The organism is Pseudarthrobacter sp. N5 (assembly GCF_050157035.1).
In the GTDB taxonomy this organism is placed as follows: Bacteria; Actinomycetota; Actinomycetes; order Actinomycetales; family Micrococcaceae; genus Arthrobacter.
This window is the reverse complement of the sequence record NZ_CP189593.1, coordinates 2,975,379-2,994,462: the sequence shown is the minus strand read 5'-3', so window position 1 is coordinate 2,994,462 and position 19,084 is coordinate 2,975,379. Positions and strand designations below refer to the sequence as shown.

Here is a 19,084-nt window from a genome sequence, read left to right as displayed (position 1 = left end):
TGGCCTTCTTTCCATTGCAGTTACATCTACTTTACTTCCCAGTAATATGACCGGACGGTATCTCGGGGCATACATTGAAGTATGGCTTCGACGTTCACTGCCCATGCTGCCCCCGTAACGCTTGAACCGCTGGTGGAACCCGCGGCCGGGCTGACCCCGGAAGAGGTGGAACGGTACTCCAGGCACCTCATAATTCCGGAAATCGGGGCCCTCGGCCAACGCCGCCTGAAAAACGCCAGGGTGCTGGTGATCGGTGCGGGTGGGCTCGGTTCTCCGGCCCTGCTTTACCTGGCCGCCGCCGGTGTGGGAACCCTGGGGATCATTGACGACGACGCCGTTGACCTGAGCAATCTGCAGCGCCAGGTGATCCATGGGGTAGCCGACGTGGGACGGCTCAAAATCGAGTCGGCCCGGGATGCCATAACCGCCCTGAACCCGCTGGTGGACGTGGTGCTTCACAACGTCCGGCTCGATGCTTCCAACGCTCTTGAGCTCTTCGCGGATTACGACCTCATCCTGGACGGAGCGGACAATTTCGCCACCCGCTACCTGGTCAACGACGCGGCAGCAATCCTGGGCAAGCCATACGTCTGGGGCTCAATCTTCCGTTTCGACGGACAGGTCAGCGTGTTCTGGGAGGTGCATGGTCCCACTTACCGCGATCTCTACCCTGAGGCACCGCCCGCAGGTTCGGTGCCGTCCTGTGGCGAAGGAGGCGTTTTCGGAATGCTGTGTGCTGCCGTGGGATCACTCATGGTGACAGAGGCCGTCAAGTTGATAACCGGCGTCGGGCGTTCCCTGCTTGGGCGGGTGGCGCTTTTTGATGCGCTTGGCGGCAGCTGGCGTGAGATCAGGGTGTCCAGGGACCCGGCCGCCGAACGGATCACCGAGCTCACGGACTACGAGGCCTTCTGCGGCATCGTTCCTGAAACCGTCACGGACAAGGCCCACACCATCACCGCTGCGCAGCTCGCCACGATGCTGGCGTCCAGGAAAGCCGGGCTGAGGGACTTTGAGCTGGTGGACGTCCGGGAAACCGGCGAGCACGACATTGTGCGCATCGAGGGGTCGGTGCTGATTCCGCAGGGCAGGATCCTGGCGGGGGAGGCCTGGGGGGAACTGCCCCAGGACAAGGACATCGTCTTCCATTGCAAGGCCGGCACGCGCTCCGCAGCCGTCCTGGCGGCCGCCCGGACGGCCGGGTACACGCGCGTGAGCCATCTCGACGGCGGGATCCTGGCTTGGGTGCGCGACGTCGAGCCGGGGAAGCCGGTGTACTGATTTGGTAACTGTAAGTCCAATACTGGCTCCACGAGGGCGGCCGGCTGAACGGAAGGTCCTGACATGAGCGAAGGTTCGGTTACACCGCAGCATCCCTTGGGCTCCAGCTTCGGCCGCGGGTCCGCCGCACTGGACGTCGTGGCCGGGGTGGATCTTCGAGGCAAAACGGCCGTCGTCACCGGTGGCTATTCAGGGCTGGGGCTGGAAACGGTCCGGGCGTTGGCTGCCGCAGGTGCCCGCGTGGTGGTTCCGGCCCGGCGTCGTGAACATGCCCGCGAGGTGATTCTTGCGGCAGGCTTGCAGACTGACGCCGTGACCGTGGCGGCCCTTGACCTGGCTGATCAGGAGTCCGTGAAGGAGTTCGTGGCCGGATTCCTCGCAGCCAACGCCACCCTGGACATCCTCATCAACAACGCCGCCGTCATGGCCAGCCCCGAACGCAGGGTGGGACCCGGCTGGGAATCCCAGTTCGCCACCAACCATCTGGGCCACTACACGCTCGTCAATGCCCTGTGGCCCGCTTTGGCAGCCGCGGGCACCGCTAGGGTGGTGTCCTTGTCATCCACCGGGCACAAGTTGTCGCCCATCCGCTTTGATGATCCCCATTTCGACACCGGCTACGACAAATGGATCGCTTACGGCCAGGCCAAGACGGCAAACTCCCTGTTCGCCGTCGAGCTCGACCGGCTCGGAAAGTCCGCCGGCGTCCGGGCGTTCGCGGTCCACCCCGGCGGTATCATGACCGAACTGCAGCGCCACCTGCCCAAGGAGGAGATGGTTGCGCTGGGTTGGATGGACGCCGCAGGAAAGGTCCGCGAAGGCTTCAAAACCCCGGAACAAGGAGCAGCCACGTCGGTTTGGGCGGCAACGTCCGGGGCGCTGGATGGATTGGGCGGCGTCTATTGCGAGGACTGCGACATCGCCAGGCCCACCGACCAGGCCTCGCCGCTGGCGCGGTACCAAGGGGTGGACGCGCATGCCGTGGATCCGGACGCGGCCAAGCGCCTGTGGGCGCTTTCGGCGGACATGACGGGCGTCAACGCCTTCGGCTGAAAGTGCTTTCGGCTACGCCATTTTCGGCAACGAATCCGGCTCCTGGTGGTCCACCGGGCATTCCGCGGCGGGCGCCTGGGCGGCGGGACGCTCCACCTCGATGCCGTAGAGGGTTTCCAAGGCGGCGACATAGTTTTCCTGCTGGCCGTTGGCTGCGAGCTCGCGGGCGCGGACGGTAGGCACATGAAGCAGCTGCTTGACCATCCGGCGCAGGGCGAATTCCACTTCCTCGGCCGCCGCGGTACAGCCATGGCGGGCGCGGACTTTTTCCATCTCAGCCTCGAGGGCGTCCATGGTGTGCCGGCGCAGTGCCACGATGGCGGAATCCACCGACCGTGCCTCGCGCTCCTGCTCAAATGCCCTGGCCGCGCTACTGACTATCCCGCTTGCCTGGGCCAGTGATTCCGCCTGTTCCTGGGGTGCTGCCAGACGGACGGATTCCAGCGTCAGCAGCTCCACGCCGTCGAGCTCTCCGACCGCCGGGTCAAAATCATGGGTCAGGGCGAGATCGATGGCGATCAGTGGCTGCGCCGATCCGGCGCGCACCTCTGCCAGTTCGCCGGCTTCCACCCTGGTGTCGGAACCGCTGCAGCCGATCATCACGTCAGCCGCTTCCACCGCCGGACGGAGGGTCTCGCCGTCGAGGGCAGTGCCGCCGCGGGTAGCCACAAAGCCGGCCGCGCGGCCCGATGAGGAGAAGACTGAAATATCCGTGCAGCCGCGCTCACGAAGGAGGGCCATGGTGGCTCCTGCATAGGCGCCGGTGCCGAATACCACCACCTTTTTGCCTGACCAGGCCGGGGTTTCGGCAAGATCGGCGGCAAGATCAAGGGCCACGGAAACAATGGACAGGCCCCTCGAGCCGAGGGCGGTCTGGGCACCCACGTCCTTGGCAGTCTTGGAAGCAGCCTGGAACAGGCGGACCAGGCCGGAGCTCGCGGTGCCTTCATGCTGGGCGGTGATAAGAGCGCGCCTGACCTGTCCGGCGATTTCGCGTTCGCCCACCACAGCGGAGTCAAGACCGGCGCTGACAGCAAAGAGGTGCTGCGTTACTTCCGGTCCGGTGCGCGTGCTGAACGAGCGCGACACGAGCTGTTCGTTGAGGCCGCTTCGTCCACTGATCTGGGCCACCAGTGCGGCGCGGGCAGCCTCGACGTCGTCAGCGTGGGGCGCTTCGCCGTAGATTTCATAGCGGTTGCAGGTGGCAAGCACAATTGCACCCGATACTTCCGGCGATCCGGAGAGTGCGGATGTGGCGATCTCTGAAGCACCGTTGCTCAGCTGAGCAACGGTCTCAAGGTCGATGTCGGCGTGTGTAGCCACCAATGAAAAAAGAACCACAGCAGAGCAATCATAGCTTTTTCGTGTCCATGTAGAACAATCATTCGCGTCAGCGTCCGCGGCAAGGGGCTGTGATTCTTGCCACGCCAGGGCCGCACAAGCACGGGATGACAGCCTGTCGTTATCTTTCGGGGCCGATTTTGGGCACAATCGAGGCATGACTTCTAGCGCTGCCCTCCCCTCTGCCGGCACACTCGACGCCGGCCATCCACTGATGGATGGCCGCACGTCTGATTCACCGCTCATCACGGCATACCGCGGCGGCAAGCCCTCCCGCCGTCCGGTGTGGTTCATGCGCCAGGCCGGCCGTTCCCTGCCTGAGTACATGAAGCTGCGCGAAGGCGTTGCGATGCTGGACTCCTGCCTCCGCCCCGAACTGGCCTCGGAAATCACGCTCCAGCCCGTGCGCCGCCATGATGTTGATGCCGCGATCTTCTTCTCCGACATCGTCATTCCACTGAAGCTCGCTGGCGTCGGCGTGGACATCGTTCCTGGCGTGGGCCCTGTTCTGGACAGGCCCATACGTACGGCAGCGGACGTTGCCGCGCTGCCCACGCTGACGTGGGAAGCACTCGGGCCCATCCGGGAGGCTGTCCGGCTTACCGTGGCACAGCTTGGAAAAACACCGCTGATCGGTTTCGCCGGTGCCCCGTTCACACTGGCGGCGTACATGGTGGAAGGCAAACCCTCGCGGGATCACCTCGGCCCCCGGACCATGATGCATGCGGACCCGGAGGCGTGGGCCGCGCTGGCAAACTGGGCCGCTGACGCGTCCGGGCTGTTCCTCCGTGCCCAGCTTGAGGCTGGAGCCTCGGCAGGGCAGCTCTTCGACTCGTGGGCCGGATCCCTTGGACTGGCCGACTACACCGAGTTTGTTGCACCGGCGTCTGCGCGGGCGCTTGATCACGTCAGGTACCTCGGTGCACCGTTGATCCACTTCGGCACCGGCACCTCCGAGCTCCTTGTGGCCATGCGCGACGTCGGGGTGGACGTGGTGGGCGTTGACTACCGGCTTCCGCTGGATGAGGCCAACCGTCGGCTGGGCGGTACGGTCCCGCTTCAGGGCAACATCGACCCTGCGCTCCTCTCGGCGCCGTGGGAAGTCCTGGAAGCCCACGTACGCGCAGTGATTGCAGCCGGTGCAGCGGCCCCCGGCCACGTGGTGAACCTGGGCCATGGTGTGCCGCCGGAGACCGACCCTGCCGTTCTGACACGCGTGGTGGAACTCGTCCATTCCATCTCGCCGGAGTAGCTACATGAACGCAGGCACGCAGCCGGATACCGGCCGGACAGCCCTTGTGGTGGGCGGTGGGATTTCCGGGCTCCTGGCCGCGCGGGAGCTGGCAGGGGCGGGAATCAGCACCACAGTGCTGGAAGCCGGAGATGACTGGGGCGGCTGCGTCGGCAGCCATGTGGTTGCCGGCCTGATCCTGGACAGCGGGGCGGAGTCATTTGCCACGCGTTCCACTGCCGTGGCTGATCTTGCGGCTGAGCTGGGTCTCGCCGGGAAGATCGTTGCGCCGCACCCCGGCGGTGCGTGGGTGCAGCTGCCGGACGGGCCCCGTGAACTGCCCAAAACCGGTGTTCTGGGCATACCTGCGAACCCCTGGGACCCCGAAGTCCGCCGCTCACTTGGATTCATGGGTTCACTGAGGGCGTCCCTGGACAAGTACTTGCCTTCAGCTGTGGGCACAACGGCCGACGTCACGAGTGTGTCCGCACTGGTGCGCGCCAGAATGGGCAAACGAGTGCTGGAACGCCTCGTGGAACCGGTAGTGGGCGGTGTGCATTCTGCCGATCCCGGACTGCTTGATGTGGATATGGTGGCGCCCGGCCTCCGCGCGGGGATAAGGGAGCACGGCTCCCTCGCGGCCGCCGTCGCCGCGCAGCGGAGAGGTTCGACAACGTGCACAGAGGCCTCCACCGCCTCCGGCCAGCAGACGAAGGCAGGTTCCGCCGTCGCGGGCCTTGAAGGCGGAATGCATACTCTGATTTCCGCGCTGGTCGCCGATCTGCGTCAACGCGGCGTCACGCTGGTGAGCGGTACCCGGGCGGATTCCGTGGCCCGGGCCGCCGGCGGCTGGAACGTCTCGGCGGGGGACAGGACGTACGACGCCGGCCTGCTGGTGGTGGCGCTCGACGGCCCCTCCGCCGTCGATCTTTTGCAGGACGCAGTGCCGGACCTGGCAGCCCACCGTCCGGACCGCGGGCCAGACGTAAAGCTCGTGACACTTGTTGTTGACCTTCCCGAGCTGGACCGCCGGCCGCGGGGCACAGGTATCCTGGTGGCACCGCAAACCGCCGGCATCCAGGCCAAAGCTCTCACCCACGCCACGGCCAAATGGGATTGGCTGGCCCGTCAAGCGGGCCCCGGTACGCACGTGCTGCGCCTATCCTATGGTCGGCGCGAAGGCACCGTTCCGGCAGGGGGAACGGGCGGTGACCGCGGACTGTTTGACGGGGCCTTACGGGATGCGTCAGCGCTCCTGACGGTACCCGTCACGGGCGATGACGTGGTGGACTGGGACGTCGTCGGCTGGAGAGGTGCGCTTCCTTTCGCCGCCGTCGGACACCGGCAGCGGGTGGCCAAGGTGCGGAGCCTCTGCGCAGGAACCGAGGGCTTGTTGCTCGTCGGCGGCTGGCTGTCCGGAAACGGACTGGCGGCGGTTGTCGCTGACACCAGACAGCAGCTCAGTACGTTTCTCCAGTAGCCGCTATTCGGATACCAGTCGCCCGCGATACCCCCCAACCAAGGGTGTCTGCAAGTTTCCCCCCGCACGTTTTTGTGTCTATCGTCGTTAACCATGATCAATCAGAAGTCCGATATTTCTCGAACGCTGACTGGTTTCCACGGGGGTCTCCGACGCGGTGCAGCAGCAGCTGCGGTCGGAGCGGTACTGGTCATGTCCGCAGGTGTTCCTGCATCCAACGCTGCCTCTCCCAGCCCGTCTCCGGACGCCGGTTCCCAAGGCCCCGACGCCCCAGTGGCAACAGCGACTGCAACGCTGGGTTCGGCCCTGGACACATGGGTGTCGGCCGTATTGGGGCCTGCGCCCAATCCATCGGAGACTCCGACGCCGGCCCCCACCGGATCGGCCGCGCCGACCGCGTCGCCGTCACCCACCCCGACGTCATCAGCGTCCGCGTCGCCCCCTCAAGGCGCTGGTTCGCCGTCGGAATCTCCAACACCCGAACCAACCCAGCCGTACGTCAGGCCTGGTTCGAGCCCCACGCAGGCGCCTGAAACTGCAGTGCCCGCGCCCACGGCGTCTTCCCCTGCCGGTATTCCCGTCGGGGGTTCCCCGTCCGCTAGCCCGGTTCCGGAGCAGAATACTGCGGAAGCCAAGGTGTTGCCGGCAGGCAACGGTCCATCGGCGGTGGCTGCCTGGGGGGTCATGCAGCCGTCCGGACCGACCAACATTGCGCAGACTGCCTCGCCGTACAACCATCAGCCGGCTGGCGCCAGCGCCGTGCCATCAGGTGCCCCGGCGATGCGCTCCGCTGTGCGCATCACGCCTGTGGACACCGTTTCTCCACTCGTGTGGTGGGGGATCGGTCTTGTCGCACTGGCAGGAGCCGCCGCAGCGGCCGCTGTCAGATTACGCAAGATCTGACCCGGAAGATGTGAAATGTAACACTTCTACGCGATGTAGAAGTGTTCTGTTTCGACTTAGGCGGTAGAGAAGGGGCAGACTGGTATCCATGAGCCACACTTCTGCCGAATCTGTCACTAAAACCGAAGAATCAGCCGAGCAGTTCTTCACTCTCTGGACGGTGTTCAAGCGCTCCGCCGACGTCCTGCGCAGCGGCGATGCTGCCGATGATTTTGATGCGCTGGTTGCCCGCCTGGGTGATGCCGGGGTGACCCACCGCGGAAGCTACGATGTCTCTGCCATGCGGGCTGATGCCGACGTTATGGTGTGGCTTCACGGCTCCAGGCCTGAGGCCCTTCAGCAGGCGATCCGCGACATCCGCCGCAGCAAGCTGTTCGCGGGAACCGAAATTGTGTGGTCCGCCATGGGCGTGCACCGCGAGGCTGAATTCGCGAAGAACCACACACCGGCATATTCCCGCGGGGTTGCGCCGGCGGAGTGGCTTTGCGTGTACCCGTTTGTGCGCTCCTACGAGTGGTACCTGCTGCCGGATGCCGAGCGCGGCAAGATGCTGCGGGACCATGGCATGCTGGGACGGGAATTCCCCCAGGTCATTTCCAATACCGTGTCCTCGTTCGCGTTGGGCGACTGGGAATGGATCCTTGGCCTGGAAGCCCCTGATCTGGTGGATCTGGTGGACCTGATGCGCCATCTGCGCTCCACCGAAGCCCGCAACCACGTCCGTGAAGAAATCCCGTTCTACACCGGACGCCGCATCTCGGCCGGGGAGATTGCCGAGGTCCTGGCGTGAGCCCGGTGGATCCGCAGGACACCTTCACTGCCGTCAACGCGGTGACTGAAGCAGGCCGGATGGCACCCAAGGACTACGACGCCGTTCTCCTCGCCTCGTTCGGTGGTCCGGAGGGCCAGGACGATGTGCTGCCGTTCCTGCGCAACGTGACGCGCGGCCGGGGGATCCCGGATGAGCGGCTTGAAGAAGTTTCGCACCATTATCGCGTCAACGGCGGCATCAGCCCCATCAACGGGCTGAACCGTGAACTCAAGGCAGCGCTGGAGGCTGAGCTGGCTGCGCGCGGTATTGAAATGCCCGTGTTTTGGGGCAACCGCAGCTGGGATCCTTATATCCCGCAGACCCTTCAGGACGCCTACGACGCCGGACACCGGAAGCTGCTCATGATCACCACGAGCGCTTACTCGTGTTATTCCAGCTGCCGCCAGTACCGCGAGGACATCGGGATGGCACTGACTGAGACAGGCCTTGACGGCCGTCTCGAAGTGGACAAGGTGCGCCAGTACTTCGACCACCCCGGCTTCGTGGAGCCGTTTGTGGAGGGCACCGCGGCCGGGCTGGCAGACGTCCGTGCCCAGCTGGCGGCCGCCGGAACGGCGGAAGCTCCCGTGCACATACTGTTCGCCACACATTCCATCCCTGTCCGGGACGCCGAGGCGGCAGGACGCTCCGACGGTGAGCCCCGCCACTTCGCAGACGGCTCCGCCTACGTTGCCCAGCACATGGCAACCGGGTCCGAAATTATCCGCCGCGTGGAGGCTGCATCGGGGCTGACCGCCCCCTGGTCGCTCGTGTACCAGTCCCGCTCCGGTGCACCACATGTGCCGTGGCTAGAACCGGACATCAATGACGCCATCGACGAACTGGCAGCTCAAGGCGTCAAGGGCATCGTCATTGTTCCGCTTGGGTTCGTCAGCGATCATATGGAGGTGGTCTGGGATCTGGACACTGAGGCTTTGGAGAGCTGCGGCCGCCTCGGTATCACCGCCACCCGGGTTCCCACACCGGGCACCCACCGCAAATTTGTCAACGGACTCGTGGATCTCATCTCCGAGCGGACACTTGCCAACAACATCAGCGACCGTCCGGCCGAGACCACGCTTGGGCCCTGGTACGACGTCTGCCGTCCGGGCTGCTGTGCCAATTTCCGCGGCGAAAAACCAACTATTGCCGGCGCTGATTCCACCACGGGCACGGGCCACGACCCCTACCCTGCCGCCGCGCCCGCCCCCGCGGGGCAGGACACACTGTGACAGTCCGGATCGGCACCCGTGCCAGCAATCTCGCGCTGACACAGTCCCAGCAGACCGCCGATCAGCTGGCTGCCATCGGCGGTTTCCCGGTTGAACTGGTCCACATCCGTACGGACGGCGACGTCCTCACAGGCTCGCTGTCGCAGATGGGTGGCACCGGCGTATTTGTTGCTGCCCTCCGTGACGCCCTGTTGCGGGACGAATGTGACGTGGCGGTGCATTCGCTGAAAGACCTGCCCACCGGTGCTGCTCCCGGCCTGACGCTGGCCGCAACCCCGCGGCGTGTTGATGTCCGCGATGTGCTTTGCGCCCGCGACGGGCTGACGCTTGCGGGGCTGCCGCACGGGGCAAGGGTGGGTACCGGATCGCCACGGCGCGCCGCCCAGCTCCGCGCTGCCAGGCCTGATCTGGAGATTCTTGATATCCGCGGGAACGTGGACACACGTCTGGGCCGTGTCCCCGGCCTTCCGGGCAACGCCACGGACGCCGTGGTGGACGGAAAATCATGCGACCTTGACGCCGTCGTACTCGCTGCGGCGGGCCTGGAGCGCATCAGCCGGCTGGACACGGTCAGCGAATTCCTCGAAACGGCGGTGATGCTGCCGGCTGCCGGTCAGGGCTCGCTGGCCATCGAATGCCGGACGTCCGATGCGCCACGTAAGGCCGGTTCCACTGAAGGCTCGCAGGGTGTGCTGGCACAGGCACTCGCCGCGCTCGATGACCCTGATACGCGGCTGGCGGTCACTGCGGAGCGTGCATTGCTGGCACGGCTGGAGGCTGGTTGCGCCGCCCCTGTGGGCGCATATGCCTACCGCAAAGGCAGCATGTTGCATCTCGAAGCCGTGGTCTGCGCCGTTGACGGCACCGCGTCGGTGCGGGACAAGAGGGCCACGGACGGACTCACCGAGGTGGGCGCCACCCTGCTCGGCATCGAACTGGCCGAAGTTCTGCTGGCCGGCGGCGCTGCCGACATCGCGGACCTGACCGCGTCCTGACCGGACACACTGAGATCATGGGACGGCACAGCACGCGGGGTCCGGAAACAGCACAGGCTGCCGGCCCGGAGGGCGGTAACAGTCAGAAACCACTTGACGGAGTCCGTGTCCTGATAACCCGCGGCCCGGACCGGGCTGAAGGTGTCGCGGCCGCTCTGCGAAAGGCCGGTGCAGACCCCCTGCTGCTCCCGTTGATTGACTTCGAACGCGCCCGCGACCAGCATTCCCTTGATGTGGCCGTTGACGCGCTCGGAGCCGGCGCCTACAACTGGCTGGTGGTCAGCAGCATCACCACGGTCCAGGCTCTCCAGCGCAAAGCAGCCGAGCGAGGCATGACACTGGCACAATGCGTTCCGCAGTCCACCATGGTTGCCGCGATCGGCTTGGCGTCCCGCCGGTTCCTGGAGTCAGAGGGTATTGCCGTTGATCTGGCCCCGGACACTGAGCAGTCTGCCGCAGGTTTGCTTGCCGTGTGGCCTCTCTCGGGCGGGAGCGTGCTCCTTCCGCAGTCGGACATCGCCGCCCCGGCTCTCAGTGACGGCATGAGAGCCACCGGAAGCAGCGTCCAGACAATTGCCGCTTACTGCACCGTCGACTACCCGGCCCACCCTGCCCGCAGGCTCCGCTCGGAAGCCCCCGATGGTGCCGACATATCGCGGCGCCCCGCCGTCGTTGTGCTCAAGCCGGACCAGGCGAAAATGGGCATCGACGCCGGGCAGCTCCACGCCGTCGTCGCGGCATCACCGAGCGCCGTGCGCCGGATACATGCAGTGTTGGCGCCGCTGGGCAGCTGCCGCTTGGTGGCGATCGGACAGTCGACGGCGGCCGAAGCCGGAAAGCTGGGACTGGATGTTGCGTCGGTGGCCAGTGACCCCACTCCGGAAGGCGTGACAGAGGCTGTCATCCGCGCCTTACTGCCCCGCAGTAGTCCAGCAGCGCGCACTTCGCCGCCACCACACATTTCATCGGCAGAGCAGCCAGCTTAAGCAGGCATCAAGTGAAGGACATGACATGAGTTTTCCAGACCACCGCCCCCGGCGGCTCCGCACCACTCCGGCCATGCGCAGGCTCACGGCCGAGAACAGGCTGGCTGCGGCCGAACTGGTCCTGCCTGCCTTCATCAGGGAGGGACTCACTGAGCCCCATCCGATTTCGTCCATGCCCGGGGTGGTCCAGCACACCACCAACTCGCTCAAGCGGGCGGCTGCTGAGGCTGTGGACCTGGGTCTGGGCGGCATCATGCTTTTTGGGGTTCCGGCCGTTCGCGATGCGGACGGGACCGCCTCGCTCGATCCCGACGGCGTGCTGAACAAGGCCATCCGCGATGTCCGCGCGGAAGTCGGCGATGAACTGGTCATCATGAGCGATGTCTGCCTGGACGAATTTACTGATCACGGCCACTGTGGTGTGCTGGACGCCGACGGTTTCGTGGACAACGACCGGACGCTGGAGATCTACGCGAGGATGGCGGTGGCGCAGGCCGATGCCGGAGCCCACATGCTGGGTCCCTCCGGCATGATGGACGGCCAGATCGCCGTCATTCGCCAGGCGCTCGAGGAAGCGGGGCACAACAACACGGCGGTTATTGCTTACGCCGCGAAGTATGCCTCGGCGTTCTATGGTCCGTTCCGGGAGGCTGTTGATTCCCAGCTCAAGGGCGACAGGCGCACCTACCAGATGGATTCGGCCAACCGCCGCGAAGCCCTCCTCGAGGTGGAGCTGGACCTCGCCGAAGGCGCCGACATTGTGATGGTCAAGCCGGCCATGAGCTACCTGGACATCCTGGCCGACGTCGCCGCCATGAGTCCCGTTCCGGTGGCCGCCTACCAGATTTCCGGCGAGTATTCCATGATCGAAGCCGCAGCCGCAAACGGTTGGATTGACCGCCGTGCAGCGATCACAGAGTCCGTACTGGGCATCAGGCGGGCAGGCGCAAATATGGTACTGACATACTGGGCTTCCGAGCTCGCCCGCTGGCTGAATGAGTCCCGATGACCGACACCATCGCACCTACCGTCTCCCCGGTCCGGCCGGATACGATCCTGCTGGGCCTCAATACCTTCGGTGACGTAGATGAGGGTCCGGACGGAAATCCGTTGCCCCATGCCCAAGTGCTCCGGCAACTTCTGGAACAGGCGGAGTTGGCGGACGCCGTCGGACTTCATGCCTTCGGGGTCGGTGAGCATCACCGCAAGGACTTCGCCGTTTCGGCGCCCGAGGTCTTCCTCGCAGCGGCTGCCGCGCGGACCAAACAGATCCTTCTGGGTTCCGCCGTCACGGTGCTGAGTTCCGATGATCCCATCCGGGTCTTCCAGCGGTTTTCCACAGTTGATGCCATCTCCAACGGGCGCGCCGAAGTGATGCTGGGCAGGGGATCGTTTGTTGAGTCTTTCCCGCTGTTCGGTTTGGATCTGGCCGACTACGAGGTCCTCTTCGAGGAAAAGCTCGAACTCTTTGACAAAGTTCGGGCGCAGAAGCCGGTGCACTGGGAGGGCCGCACCCGGCCGGCCCTGAACGGACTCAGTGTGTACCCTCCGCTGGAGCATCACCTGCTGCCTGCCTGGATCGGCGTCGGCGGCACACCCGAATCAGTATTGCGGTGCGCCGAGTATGGTTACCCCGTCATTTTCGCCATCATCGGAGGTGAGCCGCGGGCCTTCGCCCCGCTCGTGAACCTGTACCGCGAGGCCATGGAAAAGTACGGCCATCCGATGCAGCAGATCGCCACCCATTCGCCCGGGCACATCGCTGATACCGATGAGGCTGCCCGTGAGGAACTCTTCCCGCATTGGCTGGCGCAGCGGAACAAGATCGGATCCGAGCGCGGCTGGGGACCCGGAAACAGGCGGGAATTTGATGGCATGTGCGGACCGGAGGGCGCCCTCTACGTGGGTTCCCCCGAAACCGTGGCACACAAAATCGCCTTGCTCAAGCGGAATCTCGGCGTTGACCGCTTCGACCTCAAATACAGCAACGGCACACTGCCTCATGCCTCCATGATGCGCTGCATCGAGCTGTTCGGCACCGTGGTGGCACCGCGGGTGGCGGAACTGCTGGCCGGCGGCCGTCCGGCGAACTGAAAGAATAGGACTCATGACGTCCAACATGCCTCGCAACGAGGAACTCTTTGACCGCGCCCGCCAGCTGATGCCGGGTGGCGTTAATTCGCCTGTCCGCGCTTTCGGCTCAGTGGGCGGGACACCGCGTTTTATGGTCTCCGCCAAGGGACCCTACCTGACGGATGCCGACGGCCAGGAGTACGTAGACCTGGTCTGTTCCTGGGGGCCGGCGCTGCTGGGCCACGCCCATCCCGCCGTGCTCGAAGCGGTTCACGCGGCCGTGGACCGCGGGCTGTCCTTTGGCGCCTCGACTCCCGACGAGGCCAACCTGGCTGCAATCGTCAAGGAACGCGTTCCCGCTGCCGAACGCGTCCGGATGGTGTCCACTGGCACCGAGGCCACCATGACCGCCGTCCGGCTGGCCAGGGGCTTTACAGGCCGGAACCTGATCATCAAGTTCGCCGGCTGCTATCACGGGCACCTGGACGGGCTACTTGCCGCGGCAGGCTCCGGCCTGGCCACGCTGGCACTGCCAGGCTCGGCCGGAGTGACTGCAGCCACGGCAGCCGAGACACTCGTGTTGCCTTACAACGATCTGGCCGCCGTTGAGGCCGCCTTCGCAGTCCATGGGCCGAAGATTGCCGCTGTCATCACCGAAGCCGCGCCCGCCAACATGGGTGTTGTCACTCCCGGCGAAGGTTTTAATGCCGGGTTGTCACGGATCACCCGCGACCACGGCGCGCTGCTGATTCTGGACGAGGTCCTCACCGGATTCCGGACGGGGTACTCGGGCTATTGGGGCCTCACGGGCGGCGCCGCTGATGCTGCCGAACCGTGGACCCCCGATCTGCTGACCTTCGGAAAGGTGATCGGCGGCGGAATGCCGACGGCGGCCCTCGGGGGACGCGCCGACGTGATGGATTACCTCGCTCCGCTTGGCCCGGTGTACCAGGCAGGCACCTTGTCCGGTAACCCGGTGGCCATGGCAGCCGGTGTTGCCACCCTTAGCCACGCCACCCGGGATGTCTACTCGTTTGTGGACGCGCGTTCTCTGGAGCTTTCCTCGGCGCTGTCATCTGCGCTGGAGGCGGCCGGTGTGGACCACTCGATCCAGCGTGCCGGGAACCTGTTCTCCGTGGCGTTCGGCACCTCGGCCCGCGGCGTCCACAACTACGACGACGCGCAGGGCCAGGAAGTCTTCCGCTACGCGCCCTTCTTCCACTCGATGCTGGATGCCGGTGTCTACCTGCCGCCGTCGGTCTTCGAAGCCTGGTTCCTGTCTGCCGCGCACGACGACAGCGCGATGAACCGGATCTTCGACGCGCTTCCGGCAGCAGCGCAGGCAGCGGCTGCCGCGAACGGCTAGGACCTTCGTCGTCGTCAGGGAACTGCGCGCTTAAATGACTCTGGCACCCGCTCCTGCGGGTGCCAGAGGCATTTATCGGTGCAAGTCAGAAGGCGGAGGTCACATCACCGTTGGGCCATTCCTTCTCGATGAACGCCTTGACCTCGGGGGAGTGCAGGAGCTCGTCGAGCTTCTTGATCCGGGCGTCATCCTTGGAATCCTCGCGCCATGCCAGGAAGTTGGCATAGGGGTTGTTGTCCACTGATTCCACAGCCAAGGCGTTTTTGGTGTTCAGGCCAGCCTTGAGGATGAAGTTGCCGTTGATCAGAGCCAGGTCCACGGAGGGGTCTTTGAGGTCGTTGATCAGCAGTTCCGGCTGGTTCTCGGAGAACTTGAGCTTCTTCGGGTTCTGCGCGTCAGTCAGGGTGATCACGGAGGAGTCATCCTTGATGTCCTTGACCAGCCCGGCAACCTGGAGCACCTTGAGGGCGCGGACCTGGTTGGAGGGATCGTTGGTGATGGCGATTTTTGCGCCGTCGCCGATTTCCTTGATGTCCTTGACCTTTTCGGAGAAGGCAGCATACGGCTCAATGTGCACGCCGTCACCGTGGCCGAACTTGTAGCCCTTGGTCTTGACCTGGTCGTTGTACCACGGCAGGTGCTGGTAAAAGTTGGCGTCCAGTGAACCATCGCTCAGGGCAGTGTTGGGCGTCTGGTAGTCCTCGATCTCCGTGATATCCAGCTTGAGGCCCGCCTTCGGAGCAAGGTCCTGGTTGATGAATTCGAGGATCTTGGCGTGCGGCACCGGGCTGGCGCCCACCTTGAGGGTGACGGGGTTGGCAGGGTCCAGCGTTTTGGTTTCGGCACCGGGGGTGGACGAACCACCGCAGGCCGTCAGGGCCAGGGCGGTGACAATACCGGTGGCAAGGAGTGTGAGTGACTTGCGCATTGGATGCGTTCCTTTCGAATGGTTAAGAGCACGAAGGCGGGTCTGATCCCGACGGCCGGCTCCGGCATCGATGCAGTGGGCTGCTACCCGCTGCAGTGACTTTTTTGGGGTCTTGGGGGTGGGGGTGGGCTCTAGCGGTGATCCAGGCTGCGGGCGATCCGTTCGCCAAGCAGCTGGATGGTCTGGACCAAAACGATGATCAGCACGATGGTGACGATCATGACCGTGACGTCGAAGCGCTGGAAGCCGTAGTTGTATGCGAGCTTGCCCAGGCCTCCGCCGCCCACTAGGCCGGCCATGGCGCTGTAGCCCACCAGAGTAACCACAGTGGTGGTCGTGGCCGCCACCAGAGCCGGCAAAGACTCGGGCAGCAAAACCTTAGCGATCACCTGCATCTTGGTGGATCCCATGACCTGCGCGGCATCGACTTTGCCGTGGTGCACATCTCGGAGACAGGATTCCACCAACCGGGCGAAGAACGGAATGGTACCGATGGAGAGTGACACTGACGCTGCCACAGGACCCAGGCTGGTTCCTGCCAGCAGCCGGGCGAGGGGGATCAGGGCCACCATCAGAATGGCGAAGGGGATGGAACGTGTGATGTTGACGATCACGTCACTGACAATCCTGTTGACCACGGGCATTGGCCGCAGCCCGCCGGGTGCTGTGACGTGCAGGAACACACCAAGGGGCAGGCCGATCAGAACGGTAAAGAGAGCTGATATGCCCACCATCTGAAGGGTTTCCAGAACGGCCTCGGGCAGCGCCTTTGCCAGTACGGGGTTGCTGAAGATATCCTTCACTTGCCCTCTCCTGTCTCGCCGTCAGCTGCATTCACGGCATTCGCCAGCTTTACGCTGATGCCGCGCTGATGCAGGTAATTGATCACGGCGTGGTAGTCGACATTTTCGGCGACCTGGACGCGGAGATGGCCGAATTGCTGGCCGCCCAGAGTCTCGACGCTGCCCGCAAGCACGTTGAGGTCAATGTCGAGGTGCCTGGCCACTCCTGTCAGAACGGGTTCCTTGGCACTTTCGCCGGAGAAAAGAATCTCCAGTACAGGACCGCCCTGAAGCGGACCCTTGACTGGCTCCGAGGGGGGCAGCGGCAGCAGTGCGCGAGCCAGCTTGCTGTCGAGGTCACCGGCCACGTCCTGGAGTGCGCCGTGCTCAATAACGCGGCCTTTCGACAGGAGGGAAACTGATTCACACACGCGCTTCACCACGTGCATTTCATGCGTGATGATGAGCACTGTGAGCTGGAGGCGCCGGGTAAGGTCCTGGATGAGGTCAAGGATTTCATCGGTGGTGGCCGGATCCAGCGCAGACGTGGGTTCATCGCACAACAGCACGTCGGGATCGGACGCGAGTGCGCGGGCTATTCCCACGCGCTGGCGCTGTCCGCCGGAAAGCTGGGACGGGTAGGCGTTTTCGAATCCTTCGAGGCCCACCAGCGTCAGGAGTTCAGCCACCCGGACGCGGATCCTGTCTTTGGGGGTCTTAACTAGCTCCAAGGGGTGAGCTACGTTCCCTGCAGCAGTCCGCGAGTCCATGAGGTTGGCGTGCTGGAATACCATCCCGATGCGGCGGCGGGCCTCCCGGATCTCGGAATCCCTAACTGAGCTCAGTTCCGTGCCGTCGATGCTCACGGAGCCCGACGTCGGGCGATCCAGCAGGGTGAGGCAACGTACCAGGGTGGATTTTCCGGCGCCCGAATGCCCGATGATGCCGTGGATAGACCCCTTAGGGACGGACAGAGTGACGCCGTCGAGGGCAACCACCTCTTTTTTCCCCTGACGGTAGACCTTGCGCAGGTCAGTAACTGTGATCATTTATCCTCAGGGGGTAGGGCTCGGACTTCGTTCGCGGCAGGGCATAGCACAGGCACGCTTCTGAACTTAATTATGTCAGCGCCCTGAAATGACCTCCAATTCTGCAGCCCATTCGACATATATTGACGTTGGCCGAATATTCAGCCGAATCTGCAGATGTCGTACGGTCTTCAGGCTGAGGTCTTGGAATTCACCTGAATTGGGGATACCCGCCGGCCGCCAGCCAGCCAGGCAAAGTCACTGTGATTTCCGTCCCAGACTTTGTATCGCCGGGCGCAGGGACTTGGAGGCGCCGCGGCGTCAGGTCAGATCCGATGGACACTCCACGGTGAATCCGCAGTGAAGTGCTCAGAAATCGCCCCGGCCGGCATCCTCGGGCGGCAGTACCGGCCACTCGCCCTCGATCACAGCAGCGGGCTTGGTTTTCCGCAGGTACGTCTGGAAGTCCGCAGCCTGCGTCACGGCCCAGTCCACCTGAAGCTGGTGTAGCTGGCTGGCCGGCATTTGGAGTTTGGGAAACTTCCCCGCCATGGCATCGAGCATCCGCAGCGTGGCCAGGGCATCGGCGGCTGAGGTGTGGGCGTTGTCAAGGTTGACGCCGTACTCCTCGCAGAGCGCTGTCAACGTGCGCTTGCCTTTGCGGTAGCGGTCCACCTGCTTGTTCATAATGTAGGGATCCAGTACGGGGAAACGGCTCAGCTGCGCGACTCCGTACCGAGCGGATTCCGCAGCCAGCACGGTGAAGTCGTAACTGGCGTTGAACGCAATAACCGGGACACCGGCGTCGAACAGCTCCTGCAGAACTGTTGCCAGCTCCGTGGTGACCTCGTGGGCCGGGCGGCCCTCCGCGCGTGCCTGCTCGGTGGTGACACCATGGACCTCACTGGCTTCAGCCGGGATCTCCACCCCCGGATCTGCCATCCACTCGTGCTCCTTGATGACCTCGCCGTCAGCATCGACCACAGTGACCGACGCCGTGACGATTCTGGCCGCGCGCGAGTTGCGGCCGGTGGTTTCAAGGTCAAAGGCGGCCCTAGGCAGGGTGTTCCAAGTGGTCATGTCTCAACGCTACCCGGTGGCACTGACAGTTTCCGCCAGCCGCTGATGTCGGTTGGCGGAGCGATGTGGGAATTCGCAAGCGGCTAATCTGGAAGGATGCGGATGGAGTATGTTGAGGCGGTTCTTGCCGTGGTTGAGCTTGTTCCGGCAGGCACCGCGGTGGCCTACGGGGACGTCGCCGAACTGCTCGGATCCGGCGGACCACGGCAGGTTGGCGCCGTCATGAGCCACCACGGCAGCGCTGTGTCCTGGTGGCGTGTGCTGAGGGCCAGCGGGCACGCCCCGGAGGGGCACGAGGGCGAGGCGCTACGGCACTACGTTCTGGAACGTACCCCGTTGCTAGGAGATCATCTCCGCTTTCTCAGGACTGGTGAGGGCCGCTGGAGGGTTGAACTTGAAACCGCAAGGTGGGCACCCACCGAATCTGATTTCGACATCGTTGATGCCATCGCGGAGCAGCTGGAACGGCAGCTGCACAAATTGTCGGCCCCGGATGATGAAATGTCTGTGTGAC

The 19,084-nt window shown here is 64.4% G+C and carries 18 protein-coding genes; 13 read left to right on the top strand and 5 right to left on the bottom strand.

Annotated features, from left to right (window positions below; all coding sequences use genetic code 11):
- The first annotated feature begins 81 nt into the window (after positions 1–81).
- Together moeB and ACQCST_RS14345 are read left to right on the top strand one after the other, a co-directional pair.
- A complete protein-coding gene (moeB, locus tag ACQCST_RS14350) occupies positions 82–1,281 on the top strand; it encodes a molybdopterin-synthase adenylyltransferase MoeB (protein ID WP_426996418.1) in 1,200 nt (399 codons plus the stop codon).
- A gap of 63 nt (positions 1,282–1,344) precedes the next feature.
- The gene (locus ACQCST_RS14345) at positions 1,345–2,334 is read left to right on the top strand and encodes an SDR family NAD(P)-dependent oxidoreductase (protein WP_426996417.1); all 990 of its coding nucleotides are present in this window, start codon (positions 1,345–1,347) and stop codon (positions 2,332–2,334) included.
- 12 nt (positions 2,335–2,346) lie between these two features.
- Here the strand turns inward: ACQCST_RS14345 and ACQCST_RS14340 are convergent, their stop codons facing one another.
- Positions 2,347–3,675 carry a glutamyl-tRNA reductase gene (locus ACQCST_RS14340; RefSeq protein ID WP_426996416.1) on the bottom strand — a complete coding sequence of 443 codons (1,329 nt, stop codon included), beginning with the start codon at positions 3,673–3,675 and terminating at the stop codon, positions 2,347–2,349.
- Between the two features lie 157 nt (positions 3,676–3,832).
- On the opposite strand from ACQCST_RS14340, the gene hemE reads away from it, so the two are divergent.
- From hemE to hemL, 10 genes are all read left to right on the top strand, one after another.
- On the top strand, positions 3,833–4,927 hold the full coding sequence (gene hemE / locus ACQCST_RS14335; RefSeq protein ID WP_426996415.1) for a uroporphyrinogen decarboxylase: 1,095 nt from the start codon (positions 3,833–3,835) through the stop codon (positions 4,925–4,927).
- Between the two features lie 4 nt (positions 4,928–4,931).
- Complete coding sequence (gene hemG, locus ACQCST_RS14330) at positions 4,932–6,386, top strand: protoporphyrinogen oxidase (protein ID WP_426996414.1); 1,455 nt, start codon at positions 4,932–4,934, stop codon at positions 6,384–6,386.
- 314 nt (positions 6,387–6,700) lie between these two features.
- Positions 6,701–6,919 carry a hypothetical protein gene (locus tag ACQCST_RS14325; RefSeq protein WP_426996413.1) on the top strand — a complete coding sequence of 73 codons (219 nt, stop codon included), beginning with the start codon at positions 6,701–6,703 and terminating at the stop codon, positions 6,917–6,919.
- Positions 6,920–7,377: 458 nt separating this feature from the next.
- Complete coding sequence (gene hemQ / locus ACQCST_RS14320) at positions 7,378–8,079, top strand: hydrogen peroxide-dependent heme synthase (RefSeq protein ID WP_426996412.1); 702 nt, start codon at positions 7,378–7,380, stop codon at positions 8,077–8,079.
- A complete protein-coding gene (locus ACQCST_RS14315) occupies positions 8,076–9,332 on the top strand; it encodes a ferrochelatase (RefSeq protein WP_426996411.1) in 1,257 nt (418 codons plus the stop codon). Before hemQ ends, ACQCST_RS14315 begins: the two co-directional genes overlap by 4 nt.
- Positions 9,329–10,327 (top strand): hydroxymethylbilane synthase, encoded by a 999-nt coding sequence (gene hemC / locus ACQCST_RS14310; protein ID WP_426996410.1) that lies wholly within the window; start codon positions 9,329–9,331, stop codon positions 10,325–10,327. The genes ACQCST_RS14315 and hemC overlap by 4 nt, the downstream gene beginning before the upstream one ends.
- 17 nt (positions 10,328–10,344) lie before the next feature.
- A complete protein-coding gene (locus tag ACQCST_RS14305; protein ID WP_426996409.1) occupies positions 10,345–11,313 on the top strand; it encodes a uroporphyrinogen-III synthase in 969 nt (322 codons plus the stop codon).
- Positions 11,314–11,338: 25 nt separating this feature from the next.
- Positions 11,339–12,322, top strand: a complete 984-nt coding sequence (gene hemB / locus ACQCST_RS14300; RefSeq protein WP_426996408.1) for a porphobilinogen synthase — start codon at positions 11,339–11,341, stop codon at positions 12,320–12,322.
- A complete protein-coding gene (locus tag ACQCST_RS14295; protein ID WP_426996407.1) occupies positions 12,319–13,407 on the top strand; it encodes an LLM class flavin-dependent oxidoreductase in 1,089 nt (362 codons plus the stop codon). The genes hemB and ACQCST_RS14295 overlap by 4 nt, the downstream gene beginning before the upstream one ends.
- A gap of 13 nt (positions 13,408–13,420) precedes the next feature.
- Complete coding sequence (gene hemL, locus ACQCST_RS14290) at positions 13,421–14,752, top strand: glutamate-1-semialdehyde 2,1-aminomutase (protein ID WP_426996406.1); 1,332 nt, start codon at positions 13,421–13,423, stop codon at positions 14,750–14,752.
- Between the two features lie 85 nt (positions 14,753–14,837).
- On the opposite strand, the gene ACQCST_RS14285 is transcribed toward hemL, so the two are convergent.
- The 4 genes from ACQCST_RS14285 to ACQCST_RS14270 form a co-directional block, all read right to left on the bottom strand.
- Complete coding sequence (locus ACQCST_RS14285) at positions 14,838–15,680, bottom strand: MetQ/NlpA family ABC transporter substrate-binding protein (RefSeq protein WP_426996405.1); 843 nt, start codon at positions 15,678–15,680, stop codon at positions 14,838–14,840.
- Between the two features lie 131 nt (positions 15,681–15,811).
- Positions 15,812–16,483, bottom strand: a complete 672-nt coding sequence (locus tag ACQCST_RS14280) for a methionine ABC transporter permease (protein WP_426996404.1) — start codon at positions 16,481–16,483, stop codon at positions 15,812–15,814.
- Positions 16,480–17,511 (bottom strand): methionine ABC transporter ATP-binding protein, encoded by a 1,032-nt coding sequence (locus tag ACQCST_RS14275; protein WP_426996403.1) that lies wholly within the window; start codon positions 17,509–17,511, stop codon positions 16,480–16,482. Before ACQCST_RS14275 ends, ACQCST_RS14280 begins: the two co-directional genes overlap by 4 nt.
- 348 nt (positions 17,512–17,859) lie before the next feature.
- Positions 17,860–18,570 carry a 3'-5' exonuclease gene (locus tag ACQCST_RS14270; RefSeq protein ID WP_426996402.1) on the bottom strand — a complete coding sequence of 237 codons (711 nt, stop codon included), beginning with the start codon at positions 18,568–18,570 and terminating at the stop codon, positions 17,860–17,862.
- A gap of 96 nt (positions 18,571–18,666) precedes the next feature.
- Here ACQCST_RS14270 and ACQCST_RS14265 point away from each other — a divergent pair, with 96 nt between their 5' ends.
- On the top strand, positions 18,667–19,083 hold the full coding sequence (locus ACQCST_RS14265; protein WP_426996401.1) for an MGMT family protein: 417 nt from the start codon (positions 18,667–18,669) through the stop codon (positions 19,081–19,083).
- Position 19,084: the final 1 nt, after the last annotated feature.

Bases quoted from the DNA above. Each gene is read 5' to 3' on its own strand.
- hemL (WP_426996406.1), top strand. From the start codon at position 13,421: ATGACGTCCAACATGCCTCGCAACGAGGAACTCTTTGACCGCGCCCGC.
- hemG (WP_426996414.1), top strand. From the start codon at position 4,932: ATGAACGCAGGCACGCAGCCGGATACCGGCCGGACAGCCCTTGTGGTG.
- ACQCST_RS14345 (WP_426996417.1), top strand. From the start codon at position 1,345: ATGAGCGAAGGTTCGGTTACACCGCAGCATCCCTTGGGCTCCAGCTTC.
- ACQCST_RS14265 (WP_426996401.1), top strand. From the start codon at position 18,667: ATGCGGATGGAGTATGTTGAGGCGGTTCTTGCCGTGGTTGAGCTTGTT.
- ACQCST_RS14285 (WP_426996405.1), bottom strand. From the start codon at position 15,680: ATGCGCAAGTCACTCACACTCCTTGCCACCGGTATTGTCACCGCCCTG.
- ACQCST_RS14305 (WP_426996409.1), top strand. From the start codon at position 10,345: ATGGGACGGCACAGCACGCGGGGTCCGGAAACAGCACAGGCTGCCGGC.
- ACQCST_RS14295 (WP_426996407.1), top strand. From the start codon at position 12,319: ATGACCGACACCATCGCACCTACCGTCTCCCCGGTCCGGCCGGATACG.
- hemE (WP_426996415.1), top strand. From the start codon at position 3,833: ATGACTTCTAGCGCTGCCCTCCCCTCTGCCGGCACACTCGACGCCGGC.
- hemB (WP_426996408.1), top strand. From the start codon at position 11,339: ATGAGTTTTCCAGACCACCGCCCCCGGCGGCTCCGCACCACTCCGGCC.
- hemQ (WP_426996412.1), top strand. From the start codon at position 7,378: ATGAGCCACACTTCTGCCGAATCTGTCACTAAAACCGAAGAATCAGCC.
- moeB (WP_426996418.1), top strand. From the start codon at position 82: ATGGCTTCGACGTTCACTGCCCATGCTGCCCCCGTAACGCTTGAACCG.
- ACQCST_RS14275 (WP_426996403.1), bottom strand. From the start codon at position 17,511: ATGATCACAGTTACTGACCTGCGCAAGGTCTACCGTCAGGGGAAAAAA.
- ACQCST_RS14325 (WP_426996413.1), top strand. From the start codon at position 6,701: ATGGGTGTCGGCCGTATTGGGGCCTGCGCCCAATCCATCGGAGACTCC.
- ACQCST_RS14270 (WP_426996402.1), bottom strand. From the start codon at position 18,570: ATGACCACTTGGAACACCCTGCCTAGGGCCGCCTTTGACCTTGAAACC.